General features: G+C 68.4%; 25 protein-coding genes. 18 read left to right on the top strand and 7 right to left on the bottom strand.

Annotated features, from left to right (window positions below):
* Positions 1–20: 20 nt before the first annotated feature.
* The gene (locus J2W22_RS20775) at positions 21–758 is read right to left on the bottom strand and encodes a flagellar hook-basal body protein (RefSeq protein ID WP_307120187.1); all 738 of its coding nucleotides are present in this window, start codon (positions 756–758) and stop codon (positions 21–23) included.
* 114 nt (positions 759–872) lie between these two features.
* Here J2W22_RS20775 and J2W22_RS20770 point away from each other — a divergent pair, with 114 nt between their 5' ends.
* Genes J2W22_RS20770 through J2W22_RS20755 form a run of 4 tightly spaced genes read left to right on the top strand, consistent with a single transcriptional unit; the run spans position 873 to position 3,437 of the window.
* Positions 873–1,427: a flagellar basal body-associated FliL family protein gene (locus J2W22_RS20770; RefSeq protein ID WP_307120186.1), complete on the top strand. Its 555-nt coding sequence runs from the start codon at positions 873–875 to the stop codon at positions 1,425–1,427.
* Positions 1,424–2,443 carry a flagellar motor switch protein FliM gene (gene fliM, locus J2W22_RS20765; protein ID WP_307120185.1) on the top strand — a complete coding sequence of 340 codons (1,020 nt, stop codon included), beginning with the start codon at positions 1,424–1,426 and terminating at the stop codon, positions 2,441–2,443. The genes J2W22_RS20770 and fliM overlap by 4 nt, the downstream gene beginning before the upstream one ends.
* Entirely contained in the window at positions 2,440–2,829 is a 390-nt protein-coding gene (locus tag J2W22_RS20760) for a DUF6468 domain-containing protein (protein ID WP_307120184.1), read from the top strand. The genes fliM and J2W22_RS20760 overlap by 4 nt, the downstream gene beginning before the upstream one ends.
* Complete coding sequence (locus J2W22_RS20755) at positions 2,829–3,437, top strand: MotE family protein (RefSeq protein WP_307120183.1); 609 nt, start codon at positions 2,829–2,831, stop codon at positions 3,435–3,437. The genes J2W22_RS20760 and J2W22_RS20755 overlap by 1 nt, the downstream gene beginning before the upstream one ends.
* A 79-nt stretch (positions 3,438–3,516) precedes the next feature.
* Here the strand turns inward: J2W22_RS20755 and J2W22_RS20750 are convergent, their stop codons facing one another.
* The gene (locus tag J2W22_RS20750; RefSeq protein ID WP_307120182.1) at positions 3,517–3,927 is read right to left on the bottom strand and encodes a hypothetical protein; all 411 of its coding nucleotides are present in this window, start codon (positions 3,925–3,927) and stop codon (positions 3,517–3,519) included.
* A gap of 110 nt (positions 3,928–4,037) precedes the next feature.
* On the opposite strand from J2W22_RS20750, the gene J2W22_RS20745 reads away from it, so the two are divergent.
* On the top strand, positions 4,038–4,235 hold the full coding sequence (locus J2W22_RS20745) for a hypothetical protein (RefSeq protein WP_307120181.1): 198 nt from the start codon (positions 4,038–4,040) through the stop codon (positions 4,233–4,235).
* Entirely contained in the window at positions 4,235–6,031 is a 1,797-nt protein-coding gene (locus tag J2W22_RS20740; protein WP_307120180.1) for a hypothetical protein, read from the top strand. Before J2W22_RS20745 ends, J2W22_RS20740 begins: the two co-directional genes overlap by 1 nt.
* Positions 6,032–6,392: 361 nt before the next feature.
* Here J2W22_RS20740 and J2W22_RS20735 read toward each other — a convergent pair whose 3' ends face one another.
* Genes J2W22_RS20735 through J2W22_RS20725 form a run of 3 tightly spaced genes read right to left on the bottom strand, consistent with a single transcriptional unit; the run spans position 6,393 to position 10,790 of the window.
* Positions 6,393–7,301, bottom strand: coding sequence for a flagellin (locus tag J2W22_RS20735; RefSeq protein ID WP_307120179.1), 909 nt, complete (start codon positions 7,299–7,301; stop codon positions 6,393–6,395).
* Between the two features lie 23 nt (positions 7,302–7,324).
* Complete coding sequence (gene flgK, locus J2W22_RS20730; RefSeq protein WP_307120178.1) at positions 7,325–9,406, bottom strand: flagellar hook-associated protein FlgK; 2,082 nt, start codon at positions 9,404–9,406, stop codon at positions 7,325–7,327.
* A gap of 25 nt (positions 9,407–9,431) precedes the next feature.
* Positions 9,432–10,790, bottom strand: a complete 1,359-nt coding sequence (locus J2W22_RS20725) for a flagellar hook protein FlgE (RefSeq protein ID WP_307120177.1) — start codon at positions 10,788–10,790, stop codon at positions 9,432–9,434.
* A gap of 184 nt (positions 10,791–10,974) precedes the next feature.
* Here J2W22_RS20725 and J2W22_RS20720 point away from each other — a divergent pair, with 184 nt between their 5' ends.
* The 12 genes from J2W22_RS20720 (at position 10,975) to J2W22_RS20665 (ending at position 21,498) form a co-directional block, all read left to right on the top strand.
* The gene (locus tag J2W22_RS20720; protein WP_307120176.1) at positions 10,975–11,367 is read left to right on the top strand and encodes a flagellar biosynthesis repressor FlbT; all 393 of its coding nucleotides are present in this window, start codon (positions 10,975–10,977) and stop codon (positions 11,365–11,367) included.
* Between the two features lie 11 nt (positions 11,368–11,378).
* Positions 11,379–12,716, top strand: coding sequence for a flagellar protein export ATPase FliI (gene fliI, locus J2W22_RS20715; protein ID WP_307120175.1), 1,338 nt, complete (start codon positions 11,379–11,381; stop codon positions 12,714–12,716).
* Complete coding sequence (locus J2W22_RS20710; protein ID WP_307120174.1) at positions 12,713–13,138, top strand: hypothetical protein; 426 nt, start codon at positions 12,713–12,715, stop codon at positions 13,136–13,138. Before fliI ends, J2W22_RS20710 begins: the two co-directional genes overlap by 4 nt.
* On the top strand, positions 13,135–14,187 hold the full coding sequence (locus tag J2W22_RS20705) for a peptidoglycan-binding protein (RefSeq protein WP_307120173.1): 1,053 nt from the start codon (positions 13,135–13,137) through the stop codon (positions 14,185–14,187). The genes J2W22_RS20710 and J2W22_RS20705 overlap by 4 nt, the downstream gene beginning before the upstream one ends.
* A gap of 222 nt (positions 14,188–14,409) precedes the next feature.
* Positions 14,410–15,471, top strand: a complete 1,062-nt coding sequence (locus J2W22_RS20700) for a sigma factor-like helix-turn-helix DNA-binding protein (protein ID WP_307120172.1) — start codon at positions 14,410–14,412, stop codon at positions 15,469–15,471.
* A gap of 66 nt (positions 15,472–15,537) precedes the next feature.
* Positions 15,538–16,053, top strand: coding sequence for a hypothetical protein (locus J2W22_RS20695; RefSeq protein WP_307120171.1), 516 nt, complete (start codon positions 15,538–15,540; stop codon positions 16,051–16,053).
* 122 nt (positions 16,054–16,175) lie between these two features.
* Positions 16,176–17,237: a helix-turn-helix domain-containing protein gene (locus tag J2W22_RS20690; RefSeq protein WP_307120170.1), complete on the top strand. Its 1,062-nt coding sequence runs from the start codon at positions 16,176–16,178 to the stop codon at positions 17,235–17,237.
* Between the two features lie 29 nt (positions 17,238–17,266).
* On the top strand, positions 17,267–17,938 hold the full coding sequence (locus J2W22_RS20685) for a dTMP kinase (protein WP_307120169.1): 672 nt from the start codon (positions 17,267–17,269) through the stop codon (positions 17,936–17,938).
* Positions 17,939–18,047: 109 nt separating this feature from the next.
* The gene (locus tag J2W22_RS20680; RefSeq protein ID WP_307120168.1) at positions 18,048–19,151 is read left to right on the top strand and encodes a fumarylacetoacetate hydrolase family protein; all 1,104 of its coding nucleotides are present in this window, start codon (positions 18,048–18,050) and stop codon (positions 19,149–19,151) included.
* Positions 19,152–19,218: 67 nt separating this feature from the next.
* Positions 19,219–19,998 (top strand): SDR family NAD(P)-dependent oxidoreductase, encoded by a 780-nt coding sequence (locus J2W22_RS20675; protein ID WP_307120167.1) that lies wholly within the window; start codon positions 19,219–19,221, stop codon positions 19,996–19,998.
* Between the two features lie 3 nt (positions 19,999–20,001).
* Positions 20,002–20,889, top strand: coding sequence for an SMP-30/gluconolactonase/LRE family protein (locus J2W22_RS20670; protein WP_307120166.1), 888 nt, complete (start codon positions 20,002–20,004; stop codon positions 20,887–20,889).
* A 144-nt stretch (positions 20,890–21,033) separates the two neighbouring features.
* Positions 21,034–21,498 (top strand): MarR family winged helix-turn-helix transcriptional regulator, encoded by a 465-nt coding sequence (locus tag J2W22_RS20665; protein ID WP_307120165.1) that lies wholly within the window; start codon positions 21,034–21,036, stop codon positions 21,496–21,498.
* 30 nt (positions 21,499–21,528) lie between these two features.
* Here J2W22_RS20665 and J2W22_RS20660 read toward each other — a convergent pair whose 3' ends face one another.
* Both J2W22_RS20660 and J2W22_RS20655 read right to left on the bottom strand, forming a co-directional pair.
* The gene (locus J2W22_RS20660) at positions 21,529–22,203 is read right to left on the bottom strand and encodes a GNAT family N-acetyltransferase (RefSeq protein WP_307120164.1); all 675 of its coding nucleotides are present in this window, start codon (positions 22,201–22,203) and stop codon (positions 21,529–21,531) included.
* Positions 22,204–23,007: 804 nt separating this feature from the next.
* Positions 23,008–24,786: an IlvD/Edd family dehydratase gene (locus tag J2W22_RS20655; protein WP_307120163.1), complete on the bottom strand. Its 1,779-nt coding sequence runs from the start codon at positions 24,784–24,786 to the stop codon at positions 23,008–23,010.
* Between the last annotated feature and the right edge of the window lie 68 nt (positions 24,787–24,854).

The raw sequence follows: 24,854 nt of genomic DNA, 5'->3' as shown, positions 1-24,854 counted from the left end.
CTTATGCTTATGGCGGGGGGTCAGCCGACCCGGCTGAGCTTGTCGATCGCCGACTTGCGCATGTCGTTCATGCTCTGGGAGAGGTTCTGGCTGGTCTGATAGGCGCGCAGGATCTCCACCATGTCGGTGGTTTCCTGGATCGCGTTGACGTTGGAGCCCTCGAGGCCGCCGCCCATCAGGCGCGTCTCGCCCGAAGGCAGCTCGCGGCCGCCGGTACCGGCAAACAGGCCGTCGCCGCGCGGATCCACGCCGGCTTCGTCGAACTGGGTCACCGTCAGGCGGCCAAAGGGCCCGCCCGGGCCGTTGATCGTGCCGTCCTTGCCGATCGACACCTGGTTCGCGGCCTCGGCCGGGATCACGATGGGCTTGCCGCCCTCGCCCAGCACCCGGTTGCCGCTCGAGGTGGCGAGCTCGCCCGAGGGCAGCATCTTGAGCTGGCCCGCGCGCGTATAAGCAGTCGAGCCGTCCGGCGCCTCGACCGACAGATAGCCCTGCCCCTCGATCATCACGTCGAGCGGATTGCCGGTCGGCTGGAAGCCGCCCTGGCTGAAATCATGGACCGCGCCGTAATCGAGCACGAACGCCGTCTTGTTCGCCGGCTTCACCGCGCTCTCGGTCTTCTCCACATATTCGCGGAAGACCGGCTGCTCGCGCTTGAAGCCAACCGTGTTCATGTTGGCGAGGTTGTTCGCCGCCACGTCCATACGACGGCGAAGCGCCGTTTCCTGGCTGAGCAGCACATAGGAAGAAATGTCCACCGGACGGATCCTCAAAAATTCGCACTAGGCAACAATTGCCGGGCGCTGATCCTATAATAGAGGGAAATGCACCGACGCGGTGTCGGCGTGCAGATTTCGGAAGGTCACCAGGGAATGTCGTCTCCGGAAATCATCGAGGAGGGCGCGGAGGCTGCGAAGGCAGCCAAGCCCAAGTCGAAGAAGAAGCTCATCATCATCGGTGCCGCGGCGGGCGTGTTGCTGCTCGGCGGCGGCGGTGGTGCCGCTTTCCTGTTCTCCGGCCCCAGCGCCAAGGCCGAGGGGGCCAAGGACGCGCATGGCGAGGAGAAGAAGGAAGAGAAGAGCGCCGAGGGCGGCCATGGCGAAGGCGGCGAGGCCGGCGGCAAGGACGCCTTCCTCGACGTGCCCGCGATGATGGTCAACCTGCGCTCGCCGGACGGCCAGGCGCGGTTCCTCAAGCTGCACTTCATGATCGTGCCGGGCGACGGCGTCGCCGCGGACGAGCTGAAGGAGAAGCTGCCGCTGGTGCTCGACAGCTTCCAGCCCTTCCTGCGCGAGCTGCGTCCCGAGGATCTGGCCGGATCGGCCGCCGTCTTCCGCATCAAGGAAGAGATGATGGTCCGCGCCACCGCCACGCTCGGCGACGGCAAGGTGAAGGACATTCTGATCCAGGATCTGGTGCAGCAATGATCGATCTCGAGGATTTCGACCTGCCGGATCCGCCCGCCCCTCCCGGGGACCTGGTCGGCGGCAGCTTCGACCAAGCGGACATCGATGCGCTGTTCGGCGATTTCGGGCCCACGGTGGGCAAGAAGGGCCTGCGCGCCGTCATCGAATCCAAGGTCATCAGCCATGAGCGTCTGCCGATGCTCGAAGTGGTGTGCGACCGGGTGGTGCGCACCTTCGCCAGCTCGATGCGCAACCTCACCTCGGACGGCGTCGACGTCAGCCTGGAGGAAGTGACCTCCACGCGCTTCGGCGAGTTCATGAACCGCGTCGCCCTGCCGGCGATGGTGGGCGTGTTCAAGATCGAGGAGTGGGAGAGCTACGGTCTCGTCACCGTCGATTCCAGCCTGATCTACTCGGTGGTCGACGCGCTGCTCGGCGGCCGCGGCGGCGGTTCGCCGGTGGTGATCGACGGCCGCGCCTTCACCACGATCGAGACCGGCCTGGTCTCGCGCATGCTGACGCTGGCGCTGAACGACTTCTCGGAGGCGTTCGCGCCGATCGAGGAGGTCAACATGAACCTCGAGCGCATCGAGACCAATCCGCGCTTCGCGGCGATCGCCGGCGTGTCGAACATCTGCGCCACGGCGACCTTCCGCGTCGACATGGACGGCCGCGGCGGGCGCTTCACCCTGGTGTTCCCCTACGCGACGCTCGAGCCGGTGCGCGACAAGCTGCTCCAGCGCTTCATGGGCGAGAAGAGCGGCCGCGACAGCATCTGGGAGGCGCACATGGCCGCCGAGGTGCGCAAGACCAGCGTGTCGATGAACGTGCTGCTGGGCGAGAAGGCGATGTCGATCGCCGAGCTGCGCGGCCTCGAGATCGGCCAGACCATCGCGCTCCACAAGAGCCCCGACGATTCCCTCGATATCGCCTGTGGCGGCGTGAAGCTCGCCCAGGGCCAGATCGGCCAGCGCAACGGCAAGGTTGCCGTCCGCCTGGTCAACGACGTTTCCTCCGACAAGAAGGTGAAGCAATGAGCATCGCGCTACTCGCCAATGTGCTGACGATCATCCTGTGCATGGCCGTGCTCGTGCAGAGCGTGCGGATGATGAAGAGCCTTCGCACCGTGAAGGACGGCGCGCTGACCCAGGTGGTCGAGGCGCTGCAGGTCGCCACCGTCCAGGCCCGCGCCGTGCTGTCGGACATGAAGCACACGCTGGGCACCGATTGCGCCCGCCACGCCCAGCTGGTCGAGCGCGCCCGTGAGCTGCGCGACGAGCTGAGCCTGATGACCGGCATCGCCGACGCCGCCGCCGAGCGGATCGTCAATGCGGTCGGCATGGCCAATGCCCAGCGCGACGATGCCGGCGAGATCGAGGGCGAGCAGGCCGAGGGCGACGCGAAGATGGCGGAAGCCGCATGATGGCCCGCCCCTCCCTCCTTCTCCTCACGGCCGGCGTGGCCGGGCTCGCGGTGGTCGCCAATGCGGCGACGATCGCGACCGGGCAGCAGGACACGGGCGGCCAGACCCGGCTCGGCAATGAGATCACGCAGGACATGAGCGCCCGCGACGCTGCGGCCGCGCGCCGCAAGCGCGGTCTCGACCTGCGCGAGCAGGCAGCCAAGGCTGCCTCCGCCCGGCTCGCCGCCGATGCGGAAGCGCGCAAGAAGCAGGACGAGGCGCAGCAGCAGATGGCCGGCGGCCCGAGCGGCGCTCCCGGCGCGCCCAATCCGGCGGATTCGCAGTTCGACGAGCTCGCCCGCATCTACCAGGCGATGAAGCCCAAGGCCGCCGCGGTGGTCTTCGAGCAGCTCGACATGGAAGTGCAGATGAAGGTCGCGCAGCGGATGCGCGAGCGCTCGACCGCGATGATCATGGCGGCGATGACGCCCAAGGGCGCGGCGGCGCTGAGCATGGCGATGGCGCGGCGCAATGCCGGCGCGCGTCCCGCGGCCCAGCCCCAGGGCGCGGCGGCGCGACTCCAGGGTCAGGCGACGACGGGTGGGGCACCGACGGCCGCCCGGCGCTGAGCGCGTAGGGAACCACAAGAAAAAGCCCACCCCGGCGCCGTGCCGGGGTGGGCTTTTTCGTGCACTCTGGGGAAAAGCGTCAGCCGGTGCGGGCTTCGACCTCGACGATCAGCACGCGGACCAGGCCCGGCTCGGCGGCCTTGAGCGCGGCGGTGAGGTCATGGTCGAGCTGCTGGGCATCGACTGCGCGCAGCGCCGAGGCGTTGAGCCGGGCGAATTCGAGCCCGGCGGCGACCGTCGCGGCGCGCAGCACCGGCATCTCGCCGTTCATCCTGGTGGCGGTCTCGGCCGAGCCGGCGTCGATCACCAGCTTGAAGCGCAGCGAGCCGTTCACCCGGTCGGAATCGATGATCGGGACGGTGACTTCGTCCATCGTCACGAGATGCAGCCCTTCGCCGGCAGCACCACCGCCACCGCCCGAAGCCTGCGCGCCGCCCCCCAGCGGCAATGCCGCCAGACCCAGCGCAACCAGCGTTTCGCGTCGCAACATCTCGTCCTTCCGAATCCATGACTCGGCGCCGCAAGAGCGCCCACTCCTCTATAATAGAATGGAATCAGCGAGCAGGTGATGAGTTGAGCCACGATCAGCGCCCGGGAAAGATGCGTGTCGTCCGTGATGCGGGCCCCAAAGTGCGGACCACCATCGAAGGCACGGCCGAAGTCGTGCGCCCGTCGGCGCCCGCCGCGGCACCAGCGGCCAAGGCAGGGCTGCCGATGATGCAGGCCGTCCTGTTCCTGCTCGCCTGCATCGGCGGCGGCGTCGCCGTGATCATCGTCCGGCCGTTCGGGCTCGGCTGATGCGTACCCTGTTCCTCGCGCTTGCCGCCGGTGCCACGACGACCGCGCCGACCGTCGCGCCGCACGGCACGCCAGCGCCTGCCGCCACGCCGAGCGCAGCCGCCGCGCCGGCCACGACGATCCCGAGCGTCGCCCTGCCCCGCTTCGCCGCCACGCTCGCCCAGATGCCGATGATCACCGGTGGCGACGGCTGGACCGGCGTGACCGGCACCGAGGCCTGGCACCAGCTCGCCACCGCGACGCCGGACACGCGCCAGTCGATCCGCTGGAACTATGCCAAGGGCCTGATCGCCAGCGACCGCGGCGGCGAGGCGATGGGCGTGCTCGAGGCGATGCGCCTCGCCGATCCCGACCTGGCGCTGGTCGCCCCCTTCCAGCTCGCGCGCGGCGCGGCGCTGACCCTGCTCGGCCGCGATGCCGAGGCAGTGGAATCGCTGAGCTCGGCCGAGCTGGCCGGCAATGCCGAGGCCTGTGCCTGGCGGATGCGCGCGCTTGCCCATTCTAGTGCCGCGCCCGAGGCGGTCGGCCAGATCGAATGCGCCCGCGGCGCGATCAACGCCCGCGCCCCGCGCGATCGGGTGCCGTTCATGCTCGCCGCCGCCGGCGCCGCGATCGATGTCGGCCAGCCGCAGCCGGCGCTGCAATGGCTCCAGCTGTTCAGCGACCGCAATCCCGACGCCAACCTGCTGCGCGGCCGCGCGCTGCTGGCCCAGAAGGACCTGCCCGGCGCGCGCCTGCGCTTCGAGCGCGCCGTGCTCACCGGCTCGCCCGAGGTCAAGGCCGGCGCGCGGCTCGGCGCGATCGAAGTGTCGATCGCCGGCCATTCGATCGCCCCGTCCGAAGCCATCAAGCAGCTCGACGGGCTGCGCTTCGGCTGGCGCGGCGGCGCGGTAGAGCGGCGCGCCCTGACCATCGAATATGGCCTGGCCAAGGAAGCGCAGGACCTGCGCGCCGAGCTGAAGAGCGGCGCCACGCTGCTGCGCTATTTCAAGCTGGGCGGCCAGGCGGGCCCGATGCTCGCCGAGTTGCAGCAGACGCTGAGCGCGGTGCTGGCGCTGGATAGCGGCGTGCCGCTGCCCCAGGCGGCCGGCCTCTACTGGGATTTCCGCGAGCTGGCCCCGGCGGGCGGCGACGGCGACGTGCTCGCCAATCGCCTGGCCGACCGGCTCCAGGCCGCCGGCCTCTATGCCCGCGCCGCCGAGCTGCTCTCCTACCAGCTGACCCAGCGCGCGCAGGACGTGGCGCAGGGCCCGCTCTCGGTACGCGTCGCGATGCTCCAGATCCTCGCCAACCGCCCGGACCTGGCGCTCAAGGCGCTGCAGGGCAGCGAGCAGCCGAGCTATTCCCCGCAGATGCGCTGGGATCGCAAGCGGATGGAAGCCGTGGCGCTCCACCGCCTCGGCAAGGACGATGCCGCCGCGGCGGCTCTGGACGGCGTGCCGGACGGCGCGGCGGTGCGCGCCGAGATCCATTGGCGCACCCAGGATTGGGGCAGCTTCGTCACCGAAAGCGAGAAGAGCCTTCCCGGCGCCAAGGCCGGGCTCGGCGCGCCACAACAGGCCGCCGTGCTGCGCTATGCCGTGGCGCTGGCGATGCTCAACCGCGAGGACAAGCTGCGCGGGCTGCACGGCCGCTATGCCGCGGCGTTCAAGGGCCAGCCGACCGCCGGCGCCTTCGACATGCTGACCGCGAGCATCGACAAGATCGACCCGGCCAAGCTCGACGCCGCGATCGGCGCGATCCCCGAGGCGAGCCCGGCGGGCTCGATCGGCGACCTGCTCGACGCCGGCGGCTGATTCCTCGATCCTTCCCGCGCGGGAGGATAGCGCCCAACTTCGCGTCCTAGCTGTTCCCCGGCGAAGGCTGGGGCCCAGTTGCGATGGTGTTCGAGAAGTCTGACCACCCCCAACCGCTTGCGCCGAAACTGGGCCCCGGCCTTCGCCGGGGAACCAAGGGGCAATGCGAGCCGGCGTGCTATTTCGACGAAGAGAGAGTGATCGGGACGGGGGCCATGGGCGCACGAACCGATCAGGCCAAATCCTGCTTTGCAAGCAGTGCGGGCCACGTCGCTCCAAACAGAAAAGGCCGGGCATCGAGCCCGACCTTTTCTTACCCACCCCTTGCCCCTCCCTTGCAGGGAGGGGAATGAAGGCAAGCCTACTTCAGATAGGCGGTGAGGTTCAGGCCCGAGAGCTGGGCGAACACCGAATAGCTCGCCTCGAGCACGCTCTTCTGCTGGGCGAGGTCGATCGCGACCTGGCCGAGATCGGCGTCCTCATTCTCCTGGATCACGTTCTTGAGCACCAGGCCACGCTCCTCGCCGCGCGAGGCGAGCGTGTCGACCTGGTTCTGCTTGCGGCCATTCTCCGCATTGACCGCGCGCAGATCGCCCAGGCCCGTATCGAGCTGCGACACCGCCTGCTTGACCGCGTCGAGCTGGGTGCTGGTGAGCTTGGTGCCGATCGCGCCGGCACCGCCGAGCGTGCGGAACGCCTCATAGAGATTGGCGCCGATCTCGCTGGCGCCGACGCCGTACTTGACGTCCACGCCTTCCCCGACACGGGCATTGGCGCGCACCGTGTCGTTGTGGAAGGCAGCGCTGCCCGGCGTGGCCGCCGCATCGGCGAGCGTGTCCACCGAGAAGGGTGCCTGGTCGATCTGGCTGCCGCCGAACAGCGGTGTGCCGCCCTCCGAGGCGTTGAGCGAGGTGCGGAACTGGTCGAACGCCTGCTGGATCGCTTCCTGCAGGCCGGCGGCATCGCCGGTGCCGACCGCGTTCATCAGGCTGGAGCGCAGGTCCGTGGTGGCATCCTCGATGCCTTCCATGTTCGCCTGGTAGAGCGAAAGCGTGGTGCCGACGCGCTTAGAGACGGTCGACTGCGCTTCCTGGCGCGCGAGCAGCGTATGGGCCGACAGGTTGCGCACGGACTCGGTGCCGAGATCGGCGAAGGTCGCGGCCTTCTTGCCGGTCGAAAGCTGGGTCTGGGTGTTGGCGAGCCTTTCCTGCGCGCGCATGATCGCGCTGGACATGGTGCTCTGGAGCGGAATGGTGGCGACGCGGGTCATGGGTCTTCCCTTCTTTCTGGCCCTTAGCGGAGCATGCCGAGGAGCGTGTCGTACATGTCGTTGGCGGTGGAGATCACCCGCGCGGCGGCCGAATAGCTGTTCTGCAGCACCACCATCTGCGAGAGTTCCTCGTCGATGTTGACGCCGGCGAAGCTGTCGCGGCGGTTGATCGCATCGGCGCTGCGCGCCGAGGCATCGGCGAGCCGGCCCTGCGCCTGGTTGGCGTCGAGGCCGATCTTGCCCATCAGGTTGCTGGCAAAGGCATCGACCGTGGACTTGCCGTCCTTGCCGAGATCGATCGCGCTGCCGAGCTTGTTGACGAAGGCAGTCGCCCCGCGCGTGTCGCCCGAGCCGAGCGCCTTGGCGCCGACCGCGACATCCTGCAGCTGGGCAAGCCCGAGCTTGGACGGATCGGCGAGAATCTCCGGGCGCACCTGCGCCATGCCGAGCCCGCTCGATGCACCGGTGAGGTTCATCATCTGCGAGAAGGAGCGGCCGGTGCCGAAGCGATTGGTCGAATCCGCCGGGATCGACAGCGTGGCGCCCGCGACATTCGCCGAAGGCTGGAAGCGCATGCGGCCGGCATCGTCGAGCGAGAAGGTGCCGAAATTGGCAAGCGGGCTGGCGTTGAGATCGCTGACCATGTCGCCGACGGTGCCGCCGGCGGCGGGCGACAGCGTGTAGCTGGTCAGCGCCCGGCCGGAGCTGTCGCGCAGGACGATCTGCGCCGTCTCGCCCGCAGCAAAGCCATGGGGGTCGCTGCTTGCGAGACCCGAGGGGACCAGCGAACTGCTATCGCTGCGGACGAGGTCGTTGAGGCCGAAATATTGCGAGACGCCCTGCCCGGCGCGCGCGCTGGGCTTGGTCGCATCCTGACCGACCGCCACGCCGTTGCCGGCACCCGCTGCGGTGATAGTGAGCTTGCCGTCGACGAAGCTCGCCGTGCCGGCGCCGCCCAGGCCCGAATTGATCGCGCTGATCATGTCGTCGACCGTCGCGGTCGGACCCAGCGCATCGAAATCGACCTTGGTGCTGGCGACGAGCGTGCCGTCGGCCTTGGTCACTGCGAAGGTGGCCGCGCCGGTGAAGCCGAGCCGGTCGGTGCCGACCAGGCCGCTGTTGCGGCCGGTGAGGCTGGCGGGCGGCGGCACGGTGCTGCTGGCGTTCGAAACTGCGTTGAGCGCCTGGGACAGGCCGGTGAACAGCGTGCCGAGCTGCTCCTGGACCGCCGGCAGCGCACGATCGCGCAGATCGAGCAGGCCGCCGAGCTTGCCGCCGATCGCGGCGGAATCGATCTTGTCCCCGGTCGCCGCATCGGGCTGGGCCAGGCGGATCTCGATCGGGGGATAGGTGGCCTGCGAGACCGAGCCGCTGCTCGGATAGTTGAGCTGGCGCAGGCGCTTGTCGAGCAGGGTCTGGCCATTGGCGGTCTCGATCGAGACGCGGCCGTCCGGCTGCTCGCGGATGTTGACCTGCATCATGCCGCTCAGCTCCTCAAGCGCGCTCATCCGCTGGTCGGCGGCGCCGCCGGCGCTGCGGCCGAGGCCGGTCGCCTGGGCGATGGTGCCGTTCAGGTCATGGATGCGCTGGAGCAGCGTGTTGATCTTGTCGACCGAATAGCCGACTTCCGATTCCACGTCGGAGCGCAGCTGGGACACGTCCTTGTCCATCTGCTGCATCGAGGTGATCGCGTCCTGCACGTCGTTGGTGAACTGCGCCACCGTCTGCGTGGAGGCGAGCGAGCCCGTCATCGCCACGGCCGAGGCCGAAACGTCGTCGAGGCGCGCGGACAGGCCGGACTTGCTGCCGGGCTGGCCGAGCAGCGCCTGCATGCGATCGAGATAGTTGGAGACCACTTCCGAGCGGCCGAAATCGCCCGCGCGGCTATAGACCGTCGCTTCGAGGAACTTGTCAGCGACGCGGGTGGGCTCGCCCACCACCACGCCGCTGACCTGTCCCGCGACCACGCCCGTGGTGAGGCTGACGCGCTCGCGCGCATAGCCGGCCACCCCGACATTCGCGATGTTGTTGGAAACCGAGCGAAGTCCGGCCTGAGCAGCGTTCAGGCCGGAAATCGCGGTACCGAGAATGTCGTTGAGCGCCATGATCCCCTGCGTTCAGTCTAGAGTGTTAGCGCTTCAGGTCGCTGACTTCGCGCAGCATGTCGTCGACCGTCGTGATGATCTTCGACGACGCGCTGTACGCACGCTGGAAGCGGATCATGTTGGTGAACTCGCTGGCGAGATCGACCGTCGATGCTTCGAGCGAGTTCGGCGCGATGGCGCCCGCGCCCAGCTCGCCCGGCTCGTTCAGCGTGAAGCCGCCCGAGGTACGGCTGGCGGTGTAGGCATTGCCCGACACGCGGGTGAGACCGTCCGGGTTCTGGAAGGTCGCCAGCGGGAGCTGGAACACGGCACGGGTGGTGCCGTCGTCGAACACCGCGTTGACCACGCCTTCCTTGGTGATCTCGATCTGCGACAGGTTGCCCAGCGTGCCGCCGTCGGTGTTGCCCGAGATCAGCGAGCTCGGCTGGCCGAACTGGGTGAGACCGTCGATCTTGCCGTCGCTGCCCAGTTCGAGCTTGATCGGCACCGACGATGCCTGGTTGGCATAGGTGACGTTCAGCGCGCTGTTCAGCCAGCTGCCCGACGGAAGGTCGAGGCTGCCGTCCGGCTTGAAGTTGACGTCGCCGCCCGCGATGAGGCCGTTGGTGCTGGGCACCGCCGGCGTCACGCTGGTGTCCATGATGTCGCTGGCCGGGACCGAATAGACTTCCGCCTTCCACGCGTTCGGGCCGGTCTTGATGAAGGCCATGTTCAGCGTGTGCGAACCGCCCTGCTGGTCATAGACGGTGAACGAGCGCTGGAACTGGTTCTCGGTCTTCGGCGTGTAGCTGTTGTTCGCCGCATACTTGGCCAGGTCGCCCTTGGTGTAGCCGGCAGCGGCCGGCGACACGTCGGTCGCGGTGTTGAGGTTGATGCGGGCCTGGATGCGCGACGTCGCCGCGGCGGTGCCGGTAAGGTCGCTGACGCGGATCGCTTCGAGATCGTCGATGTTGCCGGTGTTGTTGTACTTGCCCTCGGCATCGAGGCGATAGCCATAGAGGTACAGGCCGGTCGCCGGGTTCTTGAGGAAGCCTTCCTCGTCGGCACGGAACGAGCCGGCGCGCGTGAAGGCGACTTCGCCCTGGCCGCCCGAGGCGGTGCGGGTGACGAAGAAGCCCTTGCCGTCGATGGCGATGTCGGTGCTGCTGCTCGAAGCCTGCATCATGCCCTGCTTCGAGATCATCGCGGTCGGCGCGGCGACGACGCCGCCGGCGGAATAGCTGGAACGGGCGCGGCCGTCGGTGACCATCGTCTTGAACTGGGCTTCGACGCCCTTGTAGCCGATGGTGTTGATGTTGGTGATGTTGTCGGCAACCGCTGCCATCGCGCTGGACTGCGCGTTGAGACCGGAAACGCCGGCGTAGAGAGCGGAATAGAGGCTCAAGACGTATACTCCCTCGATGCCCGCGAAACGCGCGCAGGCCCACGCCCCAATTGTAGGATAAGGAAAGCGAAGACCGCCGAAGCACATGCAAAAAGATCGTGCTGGGCAAAAATTGCCGGGTGCGGCGCCGGTGATGCGAAAGGCATCCTATAATGCAGCCAAACGAACGAAAGGCTGTATCCCAATGCTCCGCATCACCCTTCGCGACGGCGAGAAGGCGATCGTCAACGGCGCGGTGATCCGTGCGGTGGGCCGCACCCAGATCGCCGTGGAGAACAAGGTATCCATCCTGCGCGGGCGCGAGATCATGCGCCCCGAGGAAGCCACCACCCCGGCGCGCCAGCTCTATTTCTCCGCGATGCTCGCCTATATCGACCCGGCCAGCCGCGACAGCCACCACGACACCGTGGTCGGCCTGGTCGGCGCGCTGATCGGCGCGTTCGAGACGCAGGAGGCCAAGGCGGCCTGCATCCGCTTCGCCGGCGAGATCGCCCAGGGCGAATATTACAAGGCGCTCGCCAGCGCGCGCGAAGTGATCGCGTTCGAGGACGCCGTCATCGCCCAGCAGGCAGCCTGAGGACCTATAAGGTGCAGACGCTTGCCAGCGCAGCCCGTGCGATCCGGGACATGATCCCCGACCGCCGCTTCGGTCGGGTCGTCGCCGTGCGCGGCGCGCTGATCGAAGTGGAAGGGCTCGCCGGTGCCGCGCAGATCGGCAGCCGCATCGAGATCACCTCGCCGAATGGTATCGTCCAGGCCGAAGTGACCGCGCTCGACCGCGAAGTCGCCTTGTGCCTTCCCTTCGTGGACCCGCAGGGTGTGGGCCTGGGCGCGCGCGCCGAGCTCGGCGCCGGCCAGTTCAGCGTCCGCCCCTCCCAGGCGTGGCTCGGCCGGATGATCAACGGCCTCGGCCAGCCGGTCGACGGGCTCGGCCCGCTGCCCAATGGCGCCGACCCGCAGCCGATCAAGGCCCCGCCCCCCGCCGCCGCCAACCGCGCCCGCGTCGCCGAGCGGATCGAGACCGGGGTACGCACGCTCGACCTGTTCGTGCCGCTATGCCGCGGCCAGCGCCTCGGCCTGTTCGCCGGCTCGGGCGTCGGCAAGTCGGTGCTGCTCTCGATGCTGGCGCGCTGGACCCAATGCGACGTCGCCGTGATCGGCCTGATCGGCGAGCGCGGCCGCGAAGTGCAGGAATTCATCGAGGACGATCTGGGACCCGAGGGCATGGCGCGCTCGGTCGTCGTCGTCGCCACCTCGGACGAGCCGGCGCTGATGCGCCGCCAGGCCGCCTGGACCACCCTCGCCGTCGCCGAGCATTTCCGCGACCAGGGGCTCAACGTGCTATGCCTGATGGACTCGGTCACCCGCTTCGCCATGGCGCAGCGCGAGATCGGCCTCGCCTCGGGCGAGCCGCCGGCGACCAAGGGCTATACCCCCACCGTCTTCGCCGAGCTGCCCCGGCTGCTCGAGCGTGCCGGCCCCGGCGAGCCGGGCAAGGGCATGATCACCGGGCTGTTCACCGTGCTCGTCGACGGCGACGATCATAACGAGCCGGTCGCCGACGCGGTGCGCGGCATCCTCGACGGCCACGTCGTGATGCGCCGCGCGATCGCCGAGCGCGGCCGCTATCCGGCGATCGACATCCTCAAATCGGTGTCGCGCACCCTGCCGCACTGCATGAACGACGAGCAGAACGACATCCGCGTCGGCGCGCGCAAGCTGCTCTCCACCTATTCCGACATGGAAGAGATGGTGCGGCTGGGCGCCTACAAGGCCGGGTCTTCGCCCGAGGTCGACCGCGCAGTGGCGCTCGCCCCGCGGATCGAGGCGATGCTCAACCAGGGCAAGAACGACCAGGGCAGTGCCGACGCCGCCTTCGCCGCGCTCGGAGAGGTCGTCGCGCTGAGCATGGAGATGGGCGAATGACCCCGTTCGATACTGCGCTGCGCGTCAAGCGCCGCGAGGTCGATGCCGTGAAGGTGTCGATCAGCGTCGAGGTCGAGACGATCACCACCCTCGACCAGCAGACCCTGGCCCATGAGATCCGCATGCGCGAGGAGCGCGCGCTCGCCCTCACCGTGCCGGTCGCCAGCGACGCCTGGCGGCTGCGGATGAAGGCGGAGCGTGCGCGGCTCGACCAGCAGTCCCAGCTCGCCAATGTCCGGCTGACCACGCTGCGTGCCCAGGCCGTCGAGGTCTATGGCACGATGCGCGCCATCGAAGGCGCCGCCGGCCGCTTCAAGGACGAAGCCGAGCGCGTTGCCGCGGGTGCGGAGCAGGCGATGATCGACGATATCGCCGCCGCCAAGCTGGTCATCGCGCGCCGCGCTGTGGAGCGCAACGCATGATTCCGCGCGCAGAACTCGCATCGCTGAGCCCGGCCAACCGCGCCAAGGTGATCTATAGCGAGGCGCAGACCGAGCTCGCCAGCCGCCTCTGGCGCGCGGCGCTCGGCGATGGCGACCGCGACGACAAGAAGAATGGCGGCATCGGCCAGAACGGACTGGCCGGGGATTCGCTGCTCGAGCTGCTCGGCAAGCAGAACGGCGTGCAGCCGGGCGCCGCCCAGGGCTGCCACTGCGCCTGTGCCTGCTCCTGCCACCAGAAGCCCGCCAGCGCGAGCTTCGCCAATGACTGCGTCGAGGATTTGCGCGGCGCGATCGGCGATGCCGCCGAGCAGGGCAGCCGCCGGATGGCGGCGATGATGAGCACCAATGCGACCGTCTCGGTTGCCAAGGGCGCGGTGGATTCGGGCCTCGCGCTCGGCGCCAACAGCCGTTTCGCCCCTGCCCTCGCCATGGCCGAGGCGCGCACCGGCATCCCCGCGACCGCGCTCGCCGCGATCGTCGATGCCGAGGCGGCCAAGGGCCGCGACGGCAGCTGGAACACCATGTCGCGCAACCCGCGCTCCAGCGCCGCCGGCCTCGGCCAGTTCCTGAGCGGAACCTGGGAGCATCTCGCCGAGACCTCGGGCACCTGGCTGAACCAGGTCGCCTCCGAACGCGGCTGGCTCGACGGGCGCGGCAAGGTCGTGGCGGGCGCGCGCAGCGAGCTGCTCGCCCTGCGCTATGACGGCCAGGCCTCGATCCTCGCCGTCGCCGACTTCGCCAAGGTCAACCTTACCAAGCTTGAGCAATCGGGCATCCGGGTGAACACCGATGCCGAGACGCTGGCCAAGTCGGCCTATCTCTCGCACCATCTCGGGCTGGGCGACGCCAAGAAGTTCCTCGCCGGCGGGATCGAGCCGGGCCGCGCCCGCATGCTGCTCGCCGCCCAGATCGGCGGCGGCGCGGCCGAACAACGAATCGCCGCGGCGGGCAACGCGACCCAGGCACACCGCCAATGGCTGCTCGGATTCATCGATCGCAGAATCCGTCCGGAACAGTTCGCAGGGTAAATTTTTTTATCCTATAATGTTTTTGCCGCAGCCTTCGAGGCGCGGAAAACCGGATAAAAACACATATTTTCCGACTTTTATGGTTAACGTGGAACCTTAGAGGGATTCCACGATTGGTAGGACTACATATAGGAATTTAAGGGTTCTGTTAAAGGATTAGAGACCATGTTGCCCCTGTCAGCGGCGGCCGAAACCGGCAGTCGACGAAACAGGGGATTTGCAATGTCGAAGATCACGATCGCGCTGGAAGCAGCCGTCGCCACCGTCATCGAGAATACGCCGCAAGACGGCGCCGCTCGCAGCAACCGCCAGCGTGTCTATGTCGATCGTGCCTTCGCCCAGATCCTCAAGCTGATCGCCCCGCGCATCCGCCACTTCGTCCGCCAGTACGGCCTGACCGCACATTGGGAAGACGCCGAGCAGTGCTGCGCCATCGCCGTGCACCGCGCCATCGAAGCCTATGACCCCGCCAAGGCCCAGTTCACCACCTTCGTGAACTGGCAGATCCGCGGCGAGCTGCAGAGCCTGCGCTTCCGCCTGATGACCGACCAGCGCCCGTCGGCGAAGAAGGTCGAGGCGACCACCGTTTCGCTCAGCGCCCTCGCCACCTCGCCGGACGGCGACGAGATCTCGCCCGAGGCGATGATCGAGGACGAGGATGCCCTGAGCCGCACCGAGGCCGCCGCGTCGGACTATCTCGCCGAGGGCGCCGTCTCCGAGCTCATCGACGCCTATGTCGACCAGCTCCGCAAGGTCGGCGTCGAGGCGCTCCGCCGCCGCCCCCGCCCGAAGCGCGCCGAAGCCGCGCTGCGCCGCGCCGAGGGTCCGCGCCTGCGCTCGGCCACCCATGGCATCGATCCCGCCGAGCTGGAGAAGCTCGAAGCCAAGCTGGCCCGTGACCGCGAGATCGTGGAGCGCCGCGTGTTCCAGACCGCCACGCTCGACGACCTGTCGCTCGACACCGGCGTGACCAAGGAGCGCGTCCGCCAGATCACCAAGCGCGCCGCCAAGGCGATCGCCGAGATCGCAGCCAAGGATCCGCGCTTCGCCGTGATGGCCGAATATGGCCAGCCCGGCACCCCGAAGCGTCGCCCGGCCCCGGCCGCGTGCACCACGCCGATCCTTCCGGATGCCAGCCTGCCGCACAACCGCCTGGCGAGCGTCCGCGCCGTCGACCCGACCACACTCTCGCCGGTCATCGCCACCGCCGCCCAGCAGGGCGAGCGCGTCGAGGCGATCCAGCTCACCGTCGCCCCGGCTCCCTCGACCGCCTCGCTTCACTGATCGCATCCGAACGCACGGCGTTTCCAACCCCATCCTATAATGCCCCTGAGAGGGTAGGAGGAACCGATGCATCGCAATTACGACTGGAACGGCAGCGGAGAGGCACAGGGATCCCTGCCGCGCCCCAACCGTCGCTTGACCGCGCTCGCGCAGGACGCGGCGCGCCTGGCCCAGCCGCTGTTGCCCGCCGGCAATGACCTGATCCTGGGTCTGGAAGCCACGGCCGACGGCCAGATCCACCTGATCTGGTGGCGCCGGCACAACTTCAAGCGCGTTGCGGCGATCTCTGCCGCGCCCGACGCCTTCTGCCCCGAAGACAGCGACGAAGGCGCGCTGCAGGACGCCGCCGCCGCGCTGCTCGATTATCTCGCCGGCCGCTGGCCGAGCCCGCCCGCCGCGCTCGGCGTGATCACCGACGGCACCGGCGTGGCCTTCGCGCCCGATCATCCGGCCCCTTCGGCCGAAGGCTGGCTGCTGCGCCACGCCATCGGCGAGAGCACGCTGGCGATGATCCTGGACCTCGATCCGACGGGTCCCTGCGGCCTGCTTTCCGGCAGCCAGTCGGCCGGATCATTCCATTAACGAAACCCCGTTTACCTTGTATTATCCTTGAATTGCTTCAAGGTACGCCGAGTCTCTGGGGAATCGGCATGGCAAGTGCGAACGGGAAGGGTAAGATGCGGACGGGATCCGCAGGCGAACCCATGATCGACTTCTATCGTGCCATTGTCTTCCCGAACCGGGTGCGCGAGCAGCGCCAGTGGCGCGGTTTTGCCAAACTGCTCCGCCTTTCGACCAAGATCCCCGAGATTCCCTATATTCGTCTTTCGAAGATCGAACGCGGCGAAGTCGTGGCGCGGCCGGACGAGCTGCGCCGCGTCGCCGCCGCGCTCGAGCTGGCGCCGGCCGACCTGCTGATCGACATCGACGCGCCCGATTTCGACATAGCCGCCTGGGCCGAGCCGTTCAGCGACGGTGCCGCGCTCGACCAGGACGAGGAGCGTTTCGCGGTGCTGCTCGGCGCCGCGCTGCGCGCCCGCCGCACGCTCGACCCGGCGCTGACCATCGCGGTGATCGAGCGCGACTATGGCCTGCCCCCGGTCAATCTCTCGCGGGTCGAGAATGCGCAGAAGCCCTTCGCCCGCTGGAACGGGGCGGTGCAGACCGCGCTGTTCGCGCTGTTCGACGTCGCCGACGAAGCGGGACTGCGCGCCGAGGTGGAGCAGCGCCATGCCGCGGGGACGCTCGACGCCTTTCTCGCCACCATCGCCAATCCGGAGACGCGCATCGCGCGCACCCGCGAGCGCATCGCCGAGTTGGTCGCCGCGCTGAACGAGGAGGTGCCTGTCGCTTCCGCGCCGGCGGCCGTGCCGCTGCCCCTGCCGGGCGCGCCGGTGAGCGCGATCCGCCTGGTGCCGATCTTCGGCATGCCGCTGCCCCAGGGGCTGATCGGCCACCAGCCGACCGGCGAGACCGTCGAGGCGCCACACATCGCCGGGCCCCGCGCCTTCGGGCTCAAGGTGTGCCGCGCGACGCTGGGCGGCGGCCTGCCCGCTCAGGCGACGGTGGTCGCCGATCCCGATCGCCTGCCCCTGCCCGGCGGCCTTGCGGCGCTGCGCGAAGGCGAAGGCTGGCGGCTGCTCTCGGTCGCCTCGGGCCGCGACGGGCGCATGATCGGCTATAGCGTCAACCCGGACATGGAAGTCCCGCTCGACGACTGCGATCCGGCGAGCCTCGCTGCGATCGTCTCCGCCGTCTTCCTCTGATCGCGGCGCCCGTGCTAGGGCGCGGCCCCATGGGGATCATTGTCGCGATCGAAGGCGCCGACGGCGTCGGCAAGAACACCACCTCCAGGCTGCTCTGCGAGACGCTCCAGGCCGTGGGCAAGACCGCCACGGTGATCGGCTTCCCGCGCTATGGCGAGACCGTCGCCGGGGTGACGATCGGCCGCTATCTGGCCGGCGACATGCCCGTGCCGGTCAGCCCGCATGCCGCCGCGACACTCTATGCGCTCGACCGGTTCGAGTGGCGGGACGAGATATTGAAGGCCGTCGAAGCGCATGACGTGCTGATCTTCGACCGCTATGTCGCCTCGAACATGGCCTATCAGGGCGCGCGGGTGCCGGCGGAGGAGAGCCGCGCGCTGATGGAGTGGATCCTGGCGCTGGAGACCGGCCAGTTCGCCCTGCCCGTCCCCACCCTCTCCGTCTATCTCAACACGCCCTGGGACCTTGCCCGCCAGCTCATCCTGCAAAAGGCCGAGCGCAGCTACACCAGCAAGAGCTTCGACGAGTATGAGGCCGATGTCGCGCTCCAGCAGCGCGTGCGCGGCAATTATGAGTCGATCGTCGAGGCGGGGCTGCTCGGACCGTGGCGGATGGTCCACGCCAGCACGGACGGGGCGATGCGCCCGCCCGCCGAGATCGTCGGCGAGATCGTCGCCCTGCTGGAAGCGGTTCCGAAATAACCCCTAAAGCCGCGCGACACGCTTGACAGCGCTACCCGCGCCCCGGCATGGTAGCGCTATCACAAGCTAATATCGAGGCGAGAGGATTTTGAAAGCGTCCCCGGCGGAAATGCTGCCTGCCGATCACGAGCAGGCAATTCTGGTTGGCCGTGTCCTGACGGAAGCGGGTCCCAGTCCCGTGATTCTGCGCGGCGGACGAATCTACGATGTCTCGGCCAGTGCTGCGACCGTGTCCGACCTGCTCGACCTTGCCGATCCGGCGAGCGTGACCGGCACCGACATTGGCGCCGTGTCCGAACTTGGTAGCGATAACGGTCCCGTGCTGCTCGCCCCGATCGACCTGCAGTGCGTCAAGGCCTGCGGCGTGACCTTCGCCCTCTCGGCGATCGAGCGAGTGATCGAGGAGCGCGCGCGCGGCGATGCCGACAAGGCGAACGAGATCCGCGGTGACCTGGAAGCCAAGGTCGGATCTGGCATCCGCTCGGTGGTGCCGGGCACGGCCGAGGCGGCGAACCTCAAGGCTGCGCTGATCGAGGCGGGCATGTGGTCGCAATATCTCGAAGTGGCGATCGGCCCCGATGCCGAGGTGTTCACCAAGGCGCCGGTGCTCTCCGCAGTGGGCGCGGGCGCCGATATCGGCGTGCGCTCGGACAGCGACTGGAACAATCCCGAGCCCGAGGTGGTGCTGATCGTCGACAAGACCGGCACGCCGCGCGGCGCGACGCTCGGCAACGACGTCAACCTGCGCGACTTCGAGGGGCGCAGCGCGCTGCTGCTCGGCAAGGCCAAGGACAATAACGCCTCGACCGCGATCGGGCCGTTCATCCGCCTGTTCGACGCCGGCTTCACGATGGACGATGTCCGCGCGGCCGAGGTCGACCTGGTCATCGACGGACCCGAGGGATATCGCCTCGAGGGCACCAACAAGATGAGCCAGATCAGCCGCGATCCCACGGACCTGATCCGCCAGGCGCTGAGCGAGCATCAATATCCGGACGGCTTCGCGCTGTTCCTCGGCACGCTGTTCGCGCCGATCCAGGACCGCGACCATGTCGGCCGCGGCTTCACCCACAAGGACGGCGACGTGGTGCGCATCTCGAGCCCCAAGCTCGGCGCACTGGTCAACCGGGTCACCACCTCCAAGGCCGCCGCGCCCTGGACCTTCGGCATTCGCGAGCTGATGCGCAACCTGGCGGGCCGCGGCCTGCTGTGAGCGCCGCGAGCGGCCACCCCTCTACGTTTTTCCAAGGTAATTCATTCTCATGTCGGAAGCTGATCCCATGCACGTGACCCAGACTCGCGATCAGCGTGCCATCTATCCCAGCCTGAAGGGCAAGCGCGTGCTGATCACCGGCGGCGGCTCGGGGATCGGTGCGGGGCTGGTCGAAGGCTTTGTCCGCCAGGGTGCCGACGTCACCTTCTTCGACATCGCCGATGCGGATTCGCAGCAGCTGGTCGCCAGCCTCGCCGGCATCGGCCAGGCGCCGGTCTACGAGAATGTCGACCTGACCGACATCAAGGGTGCCAAGGCGAAGATCGCCCAGCTGATCGAGGATTTCGGCAGCTTCGACATCCTGGTGAACAACGCCGCCAATGACGACCGCCACACCATCGAGGAAGTGACGGAAGACTATTGGGAAAACCGGCTCAACGTGAACCTGCGCCACCTGTTCTTCTGCGCCCAGGCGGTGATCCCGGGGATGAAGGCCAAGGGCGCCGGGGTGATCATCAACCTGGGCTCGATCTCCTGGCACCTCGCGCTGGAGGGGCTGACGCTCTACCAGACCGCCAAGGCCGGCATCGAGGGGCTGACCCGCAGCTTCGCCCGCGAGCTGGGGCCGGACAATATCCGCTCGGTCTGCATCGTACCGGGCAATGTGAGGACCCCGCGCCAGATGAAGTGGTACACGCCCGAGGGCGAGGCCGAGATCGTCAAGGCCCAGTGCCTCAAGGGCCGATTGGTGCCCGACGACATCGCGGCGATGGCGCTGTTCCTTGCCTCCGACGACGCGCGGCTTATCACGGGGCATGAGTATTTCGTCGACGCAGGCTGGAGGTAAGCGATGCGCGTGGTGACGTCGGCACCGGAGAGTGTCTGGCCGCTTGCCGCGCCGTTGCTCGAAGGGCCGGTCTGGGTGGCGCGCGACGCGGCGCTGTGGTTCGTCGACATCAAGGGCCACAAGGTCCATCGCTACGACCCTGAAACCGGGGACAAAAAGAGCTGGGACGCGCCGGCGCAGGTGGGCTTCGTGCTGCCGGTCGAGCGCGGCGGCTTCGTCGCCGGGCTGCAGACGGGCCTCGCCCATTTCGACCCAGAGGACGGCAGCTTCACTCCCCTCACCGACCCCGAGCCGCATCTGCCCGGCAACCGGCTCAACGACGGCACCGTCTGCCCCGACGGCCGGCTGTGGTTCGGGACGATGGACGATGCCGAGGCGGCCGATACCGGCATGATCCACCGGCTGGGCGAGGATGGCCTGTGCGTGCCCTCCAGCCCGCCTTACTCGATCACCAACGGCCCGGCGCTGAGCCCGGACGGCCGCACCCTCTACCATGTCGATACGCTGGGCGGGGTGATCTATGCCTGCGACGTCGCCGAGGACCGCAGCCTTACCAACCGGCGCGCGTTCGCCCGCATCCCCAACGACCAGGGCTATCCCGACGGGCCGACGGTCGATTCCGAAGGCTGCCTGTGGATCGGGCTGTACATGGGATCGGCGGTGCGGCGCTATTCGCCCACGGGCGAACTGCTTGAGATCGTGGAATTTCCGGTCGATGCGATCACCAAGATCGCCTTTGGCGGGCCGGACCTGAAGACGGTCTATGCCACCACCGCCAACAAGCACCTCTCCGCCGAGGCCAAGGCGGCCAACCCGCAGGCGGGGGACCTGTTCTCCTTCCGGGTCTCGGTGCCGGGAGTGGCGGGGACGCTGGTCCGCGAAGGGGTCTGAGCGGACACTTTCGTTCGCCAAGGTTACACCTAGGGGGTGCTTTGGCGGACAAATAGTCAATTTAATTGACTATCAATATTGTGGACTGTAAAGTACTTCGCATCATTCCTGCCTTTGCGGGCATGACGGAAGGAAGCTTGTCCGATGTCCGACGATACCCCCTCCCCGCTCCTCGAAGTCGCGCTGCCTGCGCTGCTCCGCCATGCCCGGCATACCTATGGCGCGGCGATGCGCGCGGCGCTGGTCGCGCGGGGCTATGACGACATCCCCGGCAACGGCCTGTACGTGATCGGCGCGCTGGCGCTGGGCGAGGCGCCGCTGAGCCAGATCATCCGCGAGCTGCGCGTCTCCAAGCAGGCGGCGGGACAGCTGGTCGATGCGCTGGTGTTGCGCGGCTATCTCGAGCGGCAGACCGACCCCGACGACCGGCGCCGGCTGACCGTGACGCTTACCGAGCGCGGCCAGGCCGCGGCGGACACCCAGAAGGCGGCACGCGAGGCGATCGACGCCGAGCTGCTGGCGCGGATGGGCGCCGAGAAGCTGCTGCACGCCCGCGAAGTGCTGGCCGAGCTGATCGAGATCGGACGCGATCAGGTGCCGGCGGACTGAATCCGCCCCGAAAGTTGGCAGGTGTCCGGCTCAGGCAGGCGCGAGCACGGTGATGTGGATGTCGGCGCGCCAGCGATAGCCGAGCCGCTCGTACAGCCCGATCGCGCCCGCATTGTCTGCATAAGCGTGGAGAAACGGCGTGTCGCCGCGTGCGACCATGCGGGCGGCGGCGACGCGCATCAGCTGCCCGGCAAGGCCCTGGCCGCGGGAATCGGGGTGCGTGCAGACACCGCTCACTTCCGTGTATCCGGGGACCGCCATGCGCTCGCCGGCCATCGCGACCAGCCTGCCGGCGTGGCGGATTCCGATGAAACGGCCGAGCGCATGGGTGCGGGAGAAGAAGGGGCCGGGCTCGGTGAGGGTGGCGAGCGCGAGCATTTCCGCCGCATCGGCGTCGCCCAGCTCGAGAAAGGCAAGATCGGCGTCCGCCGGGGCCGGATGCTCTGCGACCATCTGGACGGCCATGCGGTGCTTCTGGACGATCGTGCCCGGCACCGGCGGGAGCGGCGCGGCTTCGGCGATGATGGCCGGTCCGGTCTCGGAAATGAGCGCGGCCAGCGCGGCGAGGGCTTGCGGGCCATGGTCCGGCGTGGCGGCGAAGATCGCGTGGTCCTGGTCGTAGCGGAGCGCCGGGGGTGCGCCGCGGGCAAGGTGTCGCTGGCTGGTGGTGAGCGCGGTCCAGATGGGGTTGTCGAGGGGGTGCATGGGGGTGGTTTGGCGCGGTTGGGGCGTGGGGGCAAACGCTTGCGTCATGCCCTACTTCGTCACCCCGGACCTGTTCCGGGGTCCACCGGGAGGCGGGCGGTGGGCAGGAGGCTCGACGGGTTGTCGGTGCGGCACCGTAGACCCCGGCACGAGGCCGGGGTGACGGTTTGGGTGAGGGTTGCGCGCCTTCGCCTGAGATCCCGACTTTCGTCGGGATGACAATTGGGGTGGGGTGACGGTTGGGGATGGGATGACTGCCTGCCTTCACCCCGGACTTGTTCCGGGGTCCACCGGGAGGCGGGCGGTGGACAGGAGGCTCGACGGGTTGTCGGTGCGGCACCGTGGACCCCGGCACGAGGCCGGGGTGACGGTTTGGGTGAGGGTTACGCGCCTTCGCCTGAGATCCCGACTTTCGTCGGGATGACGATTGGGGTGGGGTGACGGTTGGGGATGGGACGACTGCCTGCCCTCCTTCGTCACCCCGGACTTGTTCCGGGGTCCACCGGGAGGCGGGGGGAGGACGGGAGGCTCGACGGATTGTCGGTGCGGCGCCGTGGACCCCGGCACGAGGCCGGGGTGACGGTTTGGGTGAGGGTTGCGCGCCTTCGCCGGGATGGCGGTTGGTGGGATGGGATGACGGTTGGGATCGGGCGCCACTCTATCCTCCCTCGTCACCCCGGACTTGTTCCGGGGTCCACCGGGAAGCGGGCGGAGGACAGGAGGCTCGACGGACAGCCCGTGCGGCACCGTGGACCCCGGCACAAGGCCGGGGTGACGGGTTGGTAGTGGGATGCCGGTTGCCCCTCAGTGGTTGTGCCGGGGCACCTTCTCGCTGGTCTTGCGGTACTTGAGCGCGAAGTCGAGCACGCCGCCCTCGCCCAGCTGGCCGACCTTCTCGCGGTAGAGCTCTTCCCAGGGGGTGTTGCTCTCCGGGATCGGCGGGGCCGGCTCGGCCTTGCGGCGGGCGATCTCTTCGGCGTCGACCAGCGCATCGCAGGTGCCGTTGTTGAGATCGACGCGGATCGTGTCGCCGGTGCGCAGCCAGGCGAGGCCCCCGCCCGCCGCGCTCTCGGGAGAGGCGTTGAGGATCGAGGGGCTGTCCGACGTGCCCGACTGGCGGCCGTCGCCGAGCGTCGGCAGGCTCATGATGCCCTTCTGGATCAGGTGATCGGGCGGCTGCATGTTGACCACCTCGGCCGAGCCGGGCCAGCCGATCGGGCCCGAGCCGCGGATGACGAGGATGCAGTTCTCGTCGATGTTCAGCGCCGGATCGTTGATGTTGTGGTGATAATCGTCCGAGCCGTCGAACACGATCGCGCGCCCCTCGAACACGCCCTCGGCGCCGGGGCGCGAGAGATAGCGGGCGCGGAAATCCTCGCCGATCACGCTGGTCTTCATGATCGCGATGTCGAACAGGTTGCCCGACAGGACGAGGAAGCCGGCCTTCTCCTTGAGCGGCTTGTCCCAATCGAAGATCACCGCGCGATCGGTGACGCCGTGACCGGAGACGTTCTCCGCCAGCGTCCTGCCGGTGCAGGTCATCACCGAGCCGTCTAGCGCGCCATTGGCCAGCATCTCGGTGAGGACGGCGGGGATGCCGCCGGCGCGGTGGAAGCGCTCCGACAGGAATTCGCCCGCCGGCTGCATGTTGACGACGAGCGGCAGGTCATAGCCCGAACGCCAGTCGTCCGGGGTGATCTCGATGCCGGCGTGGCGGGCCATGGCGACGAGGTGCGGCTGGGCGTTGGTCGAGCCGCCAATCGCCGTCAGCAGCTTGATCGCGTTGAGGAAGTTCGCCTTGGTCAGGATCTTCGACGGGCGAAGGTCCTCATAGGCCATCTCGACGATGCGCTTGCCGGTCTCATAGGCGATCTGGCCGCGCTCGCGATAGGGCGCGGGGATCATCGCGCAGCCGGGGAGCGACATGCCGAGGCCCTCGGCGATGCTGTTCATCGTCGAGGCGGTGCCCATGGTGTTGCAATGGCCCGAGCTGGGTGCGCTTTCCATCGCGCGCTTGAGGAACTCTGCCTCGTCGATCTCGCCGGCGGCCATCTTGCGGCGGCTGCGCCAGATGACGGTGCCCGAGCCGACCAGCTCGCCTTCGTGCCAGCCGTCGAGCATCGGACCGCCCGACAGGACGATCGCCGGGATGTCGACGGTGGAGGCGGCCATCAGCGAGCTGGGCGTGGTCTTGTCGCAGCCGGTGGTGAGGATGACGGCGTCGATCGGATAGCCGTTGAGGATCTCGACCAGGCCGAGATAGGCGAGATTGCGGTCGAGCGCCGCGGTGGGGCGACGGCAATTCTCGAAGATCGGGTGGAGCGGGAACTCCATCGGCACGCCGCCTGCTGCCAAGATGCCGGCGCGGGCGCGCTTGACCGTCTCGAGATGGATGCGGTTGCAGGGGGCGATGTCCGACCCGGACTGGGCAATGCCGATGATCGGCTTGCCGCTGGTCAGCTCCTCCGGGGTGATGCCGTAGTTCATGAAGCGCTCGAGATAGAGCGCAGCCATGTCGGCGCGGCCGGGCGCGGCGAACCATTCGCGCGAGCGGAACGGACGGACGGGTTGGCGGGTGGTCATGACATGCTCCAAAAAACTCCTCCCCGGCACGGGGAGGGGGACCATGCGAAGCATGGTGGAGGGGGCCC

It is taken from the genome of Sphingomonas kyeonggiensis (assembly GCF_030812785.1).
Taxonomy (GTDB): domain Bacteria; phylum Pseudomonadota; class Alphaproteobacteria; order Sphingomonadales; family Sphingomonadaceae; genus Sphingomonas; species Sphingomonas kyeonggiensis_B.
This window is presented reverse-complemented; position numbering and strand designations above follow the sequence as displayed.

Coding starts and splice junctions, on each gene's coding strand:
- J2W22_RS20770 (WP_307120186.1), top strand. CDS start 873: ATGTCGTCTCCGGAAATCATCGAGGAGGGCGCGGAGGCTGCGAAGGCA.
- fliM (WP_307120185.1), top strand. CDS start 1,424: ATGATCGATCTCGAGGATTTCGACCTGCCGGATCCGCCCGCCCCTCCC.
- J2W22_RS20760 (WP_307120184.1), top strand. CDS start 2,440: ATGAGCATCGCGCTACTCGCCAATGTGCTGACGATCATCCTGTGCATG.
- J2W22_RS20755 (WP_307120183.1), top strand. CDS start 2,829: ATGGCCCGCCCCTCCCTCCTTCTCCTCACGGCCGGCGTGGCCGGGCTC.
- J2W22_RS20750 (WP_307120182.1), bottom strand. CDS start 3,927: ATGTTGCGACGCGAAACGCTGGTTGCGCTGGGTCTGGCGGCATTGCCG.
- J2W22_RS20745 (WP_307120181.1), top strand. CDS start 4,038: ATGCGTGTCGTCCGTGATGCGGGCCCCAAAGTGCGGACCACCATCGAA.
- J2W22_RS20740 (WP_307120180.1), top strand. CDS start 4,235: ATGCGTACCCTGTTCCTCGCGCTTGCCGCCGGTGCCACGACGACCGCG.
- J2W22_RS20735 (WP_307120179.1), bottom strand. CDS start 7,301: ATGACCCGCGTCGCCACCATTCCGCTCCAGAGCACCATGTCCAGCGCG.
- flgK (WP_307120178.1), bottom strand. CDS start 9,406: ATGGCGCTCAACGACATTCTCGGTACCGCGATTTCCGGCCTGAACGCT.
- J2W22_RS20720 (WP_307120176.1), top strand. CDS start 10,975: ATGCTCCGCATCACCCTTCGCGACGGCGAGAAGGCGATCGTCAACGGC.
- J2W22_RS20710 (WP_307120174.1), top strand. CDS start 12,713: ATGACCCCGTTCGATACTGCGCTGCGCGTCAAGCGCCGCGAGGTCGAT.
- J2W22_RS20705 (WP_307120173.1), top strand. CDS start 13,135: ATGATTCCGCGCGCAGAACTCGCATCGCTGAGCCCGGCCAACCGCGCC.
- J2W22_RS20700 (WP_307120172.1), top strand. CDS start 14,410: ATGTCGAAGATCACGATCGCGCTGGAAGCAGCCGTCGCCACCGTCATC.
- J2W22_RS20695 (WP_307120171.1), top strand. CDS start 15,538: ATGCATCGCAATTACGACTGGAACGGCAGCGGAGAGGCACAGGGATCC.
- J2W22_RS20690 (WP_307120170.1), top strand. CDS start 16,176: ATGATCGACTTCTATCGTGCCATTGTCTTCCCGAACCGGGTGCGCGAG.
- J2W22_RS20685 (WP_307120169.1), top strand. CDS start 17,267: ATGGGGATCATTGTCGCGATCGAAGGCGCCGACGGCGTCGGCAAGAAC.
- J2W22_RS20680 (WP_307120168.1), top strand. CDS start 18,048: ATGCTGCCTGCCGATCACGAGCAGGCAATTCTGGTTGGCCGTGTCCTG.
- J2W22_RS20675 (WP_307120167.1), top strand. CDS start 19,219: ATGCACGTGACCCAGACTCGCGATCAGCGTGCCATCTATCCCAGCCTG.
- J2W22_RS20670 (WP_307120166.1), top strand. CDS start 20,002: ATGCGCGTGGTGACGTCGGCACCGGAGAGTGTCTGGCCGCTTGCCGCG.
- J2W22_RS20665 (WP_307120165.1), top strand. CDS start 21,034: ATGTCCGACGATACCCCCTCCCCGCTCCTCGAAGTCGCGCTGCCTGCG.
- J2W22_RS20660 (WP_307120164.1), bottom strand. CDS start 22,203: ATGCACCCCCTCGACAACCCCATCTGGACCGCGCTCACCACCAGCCAG.
- J2W22_RS20655 (WP_307120163.1), bottom strand. CDS start 24,786: ATGACCACCCGCCAACCCGTCCGTCCGTTCCGCTCGCGCGAATGGTTC.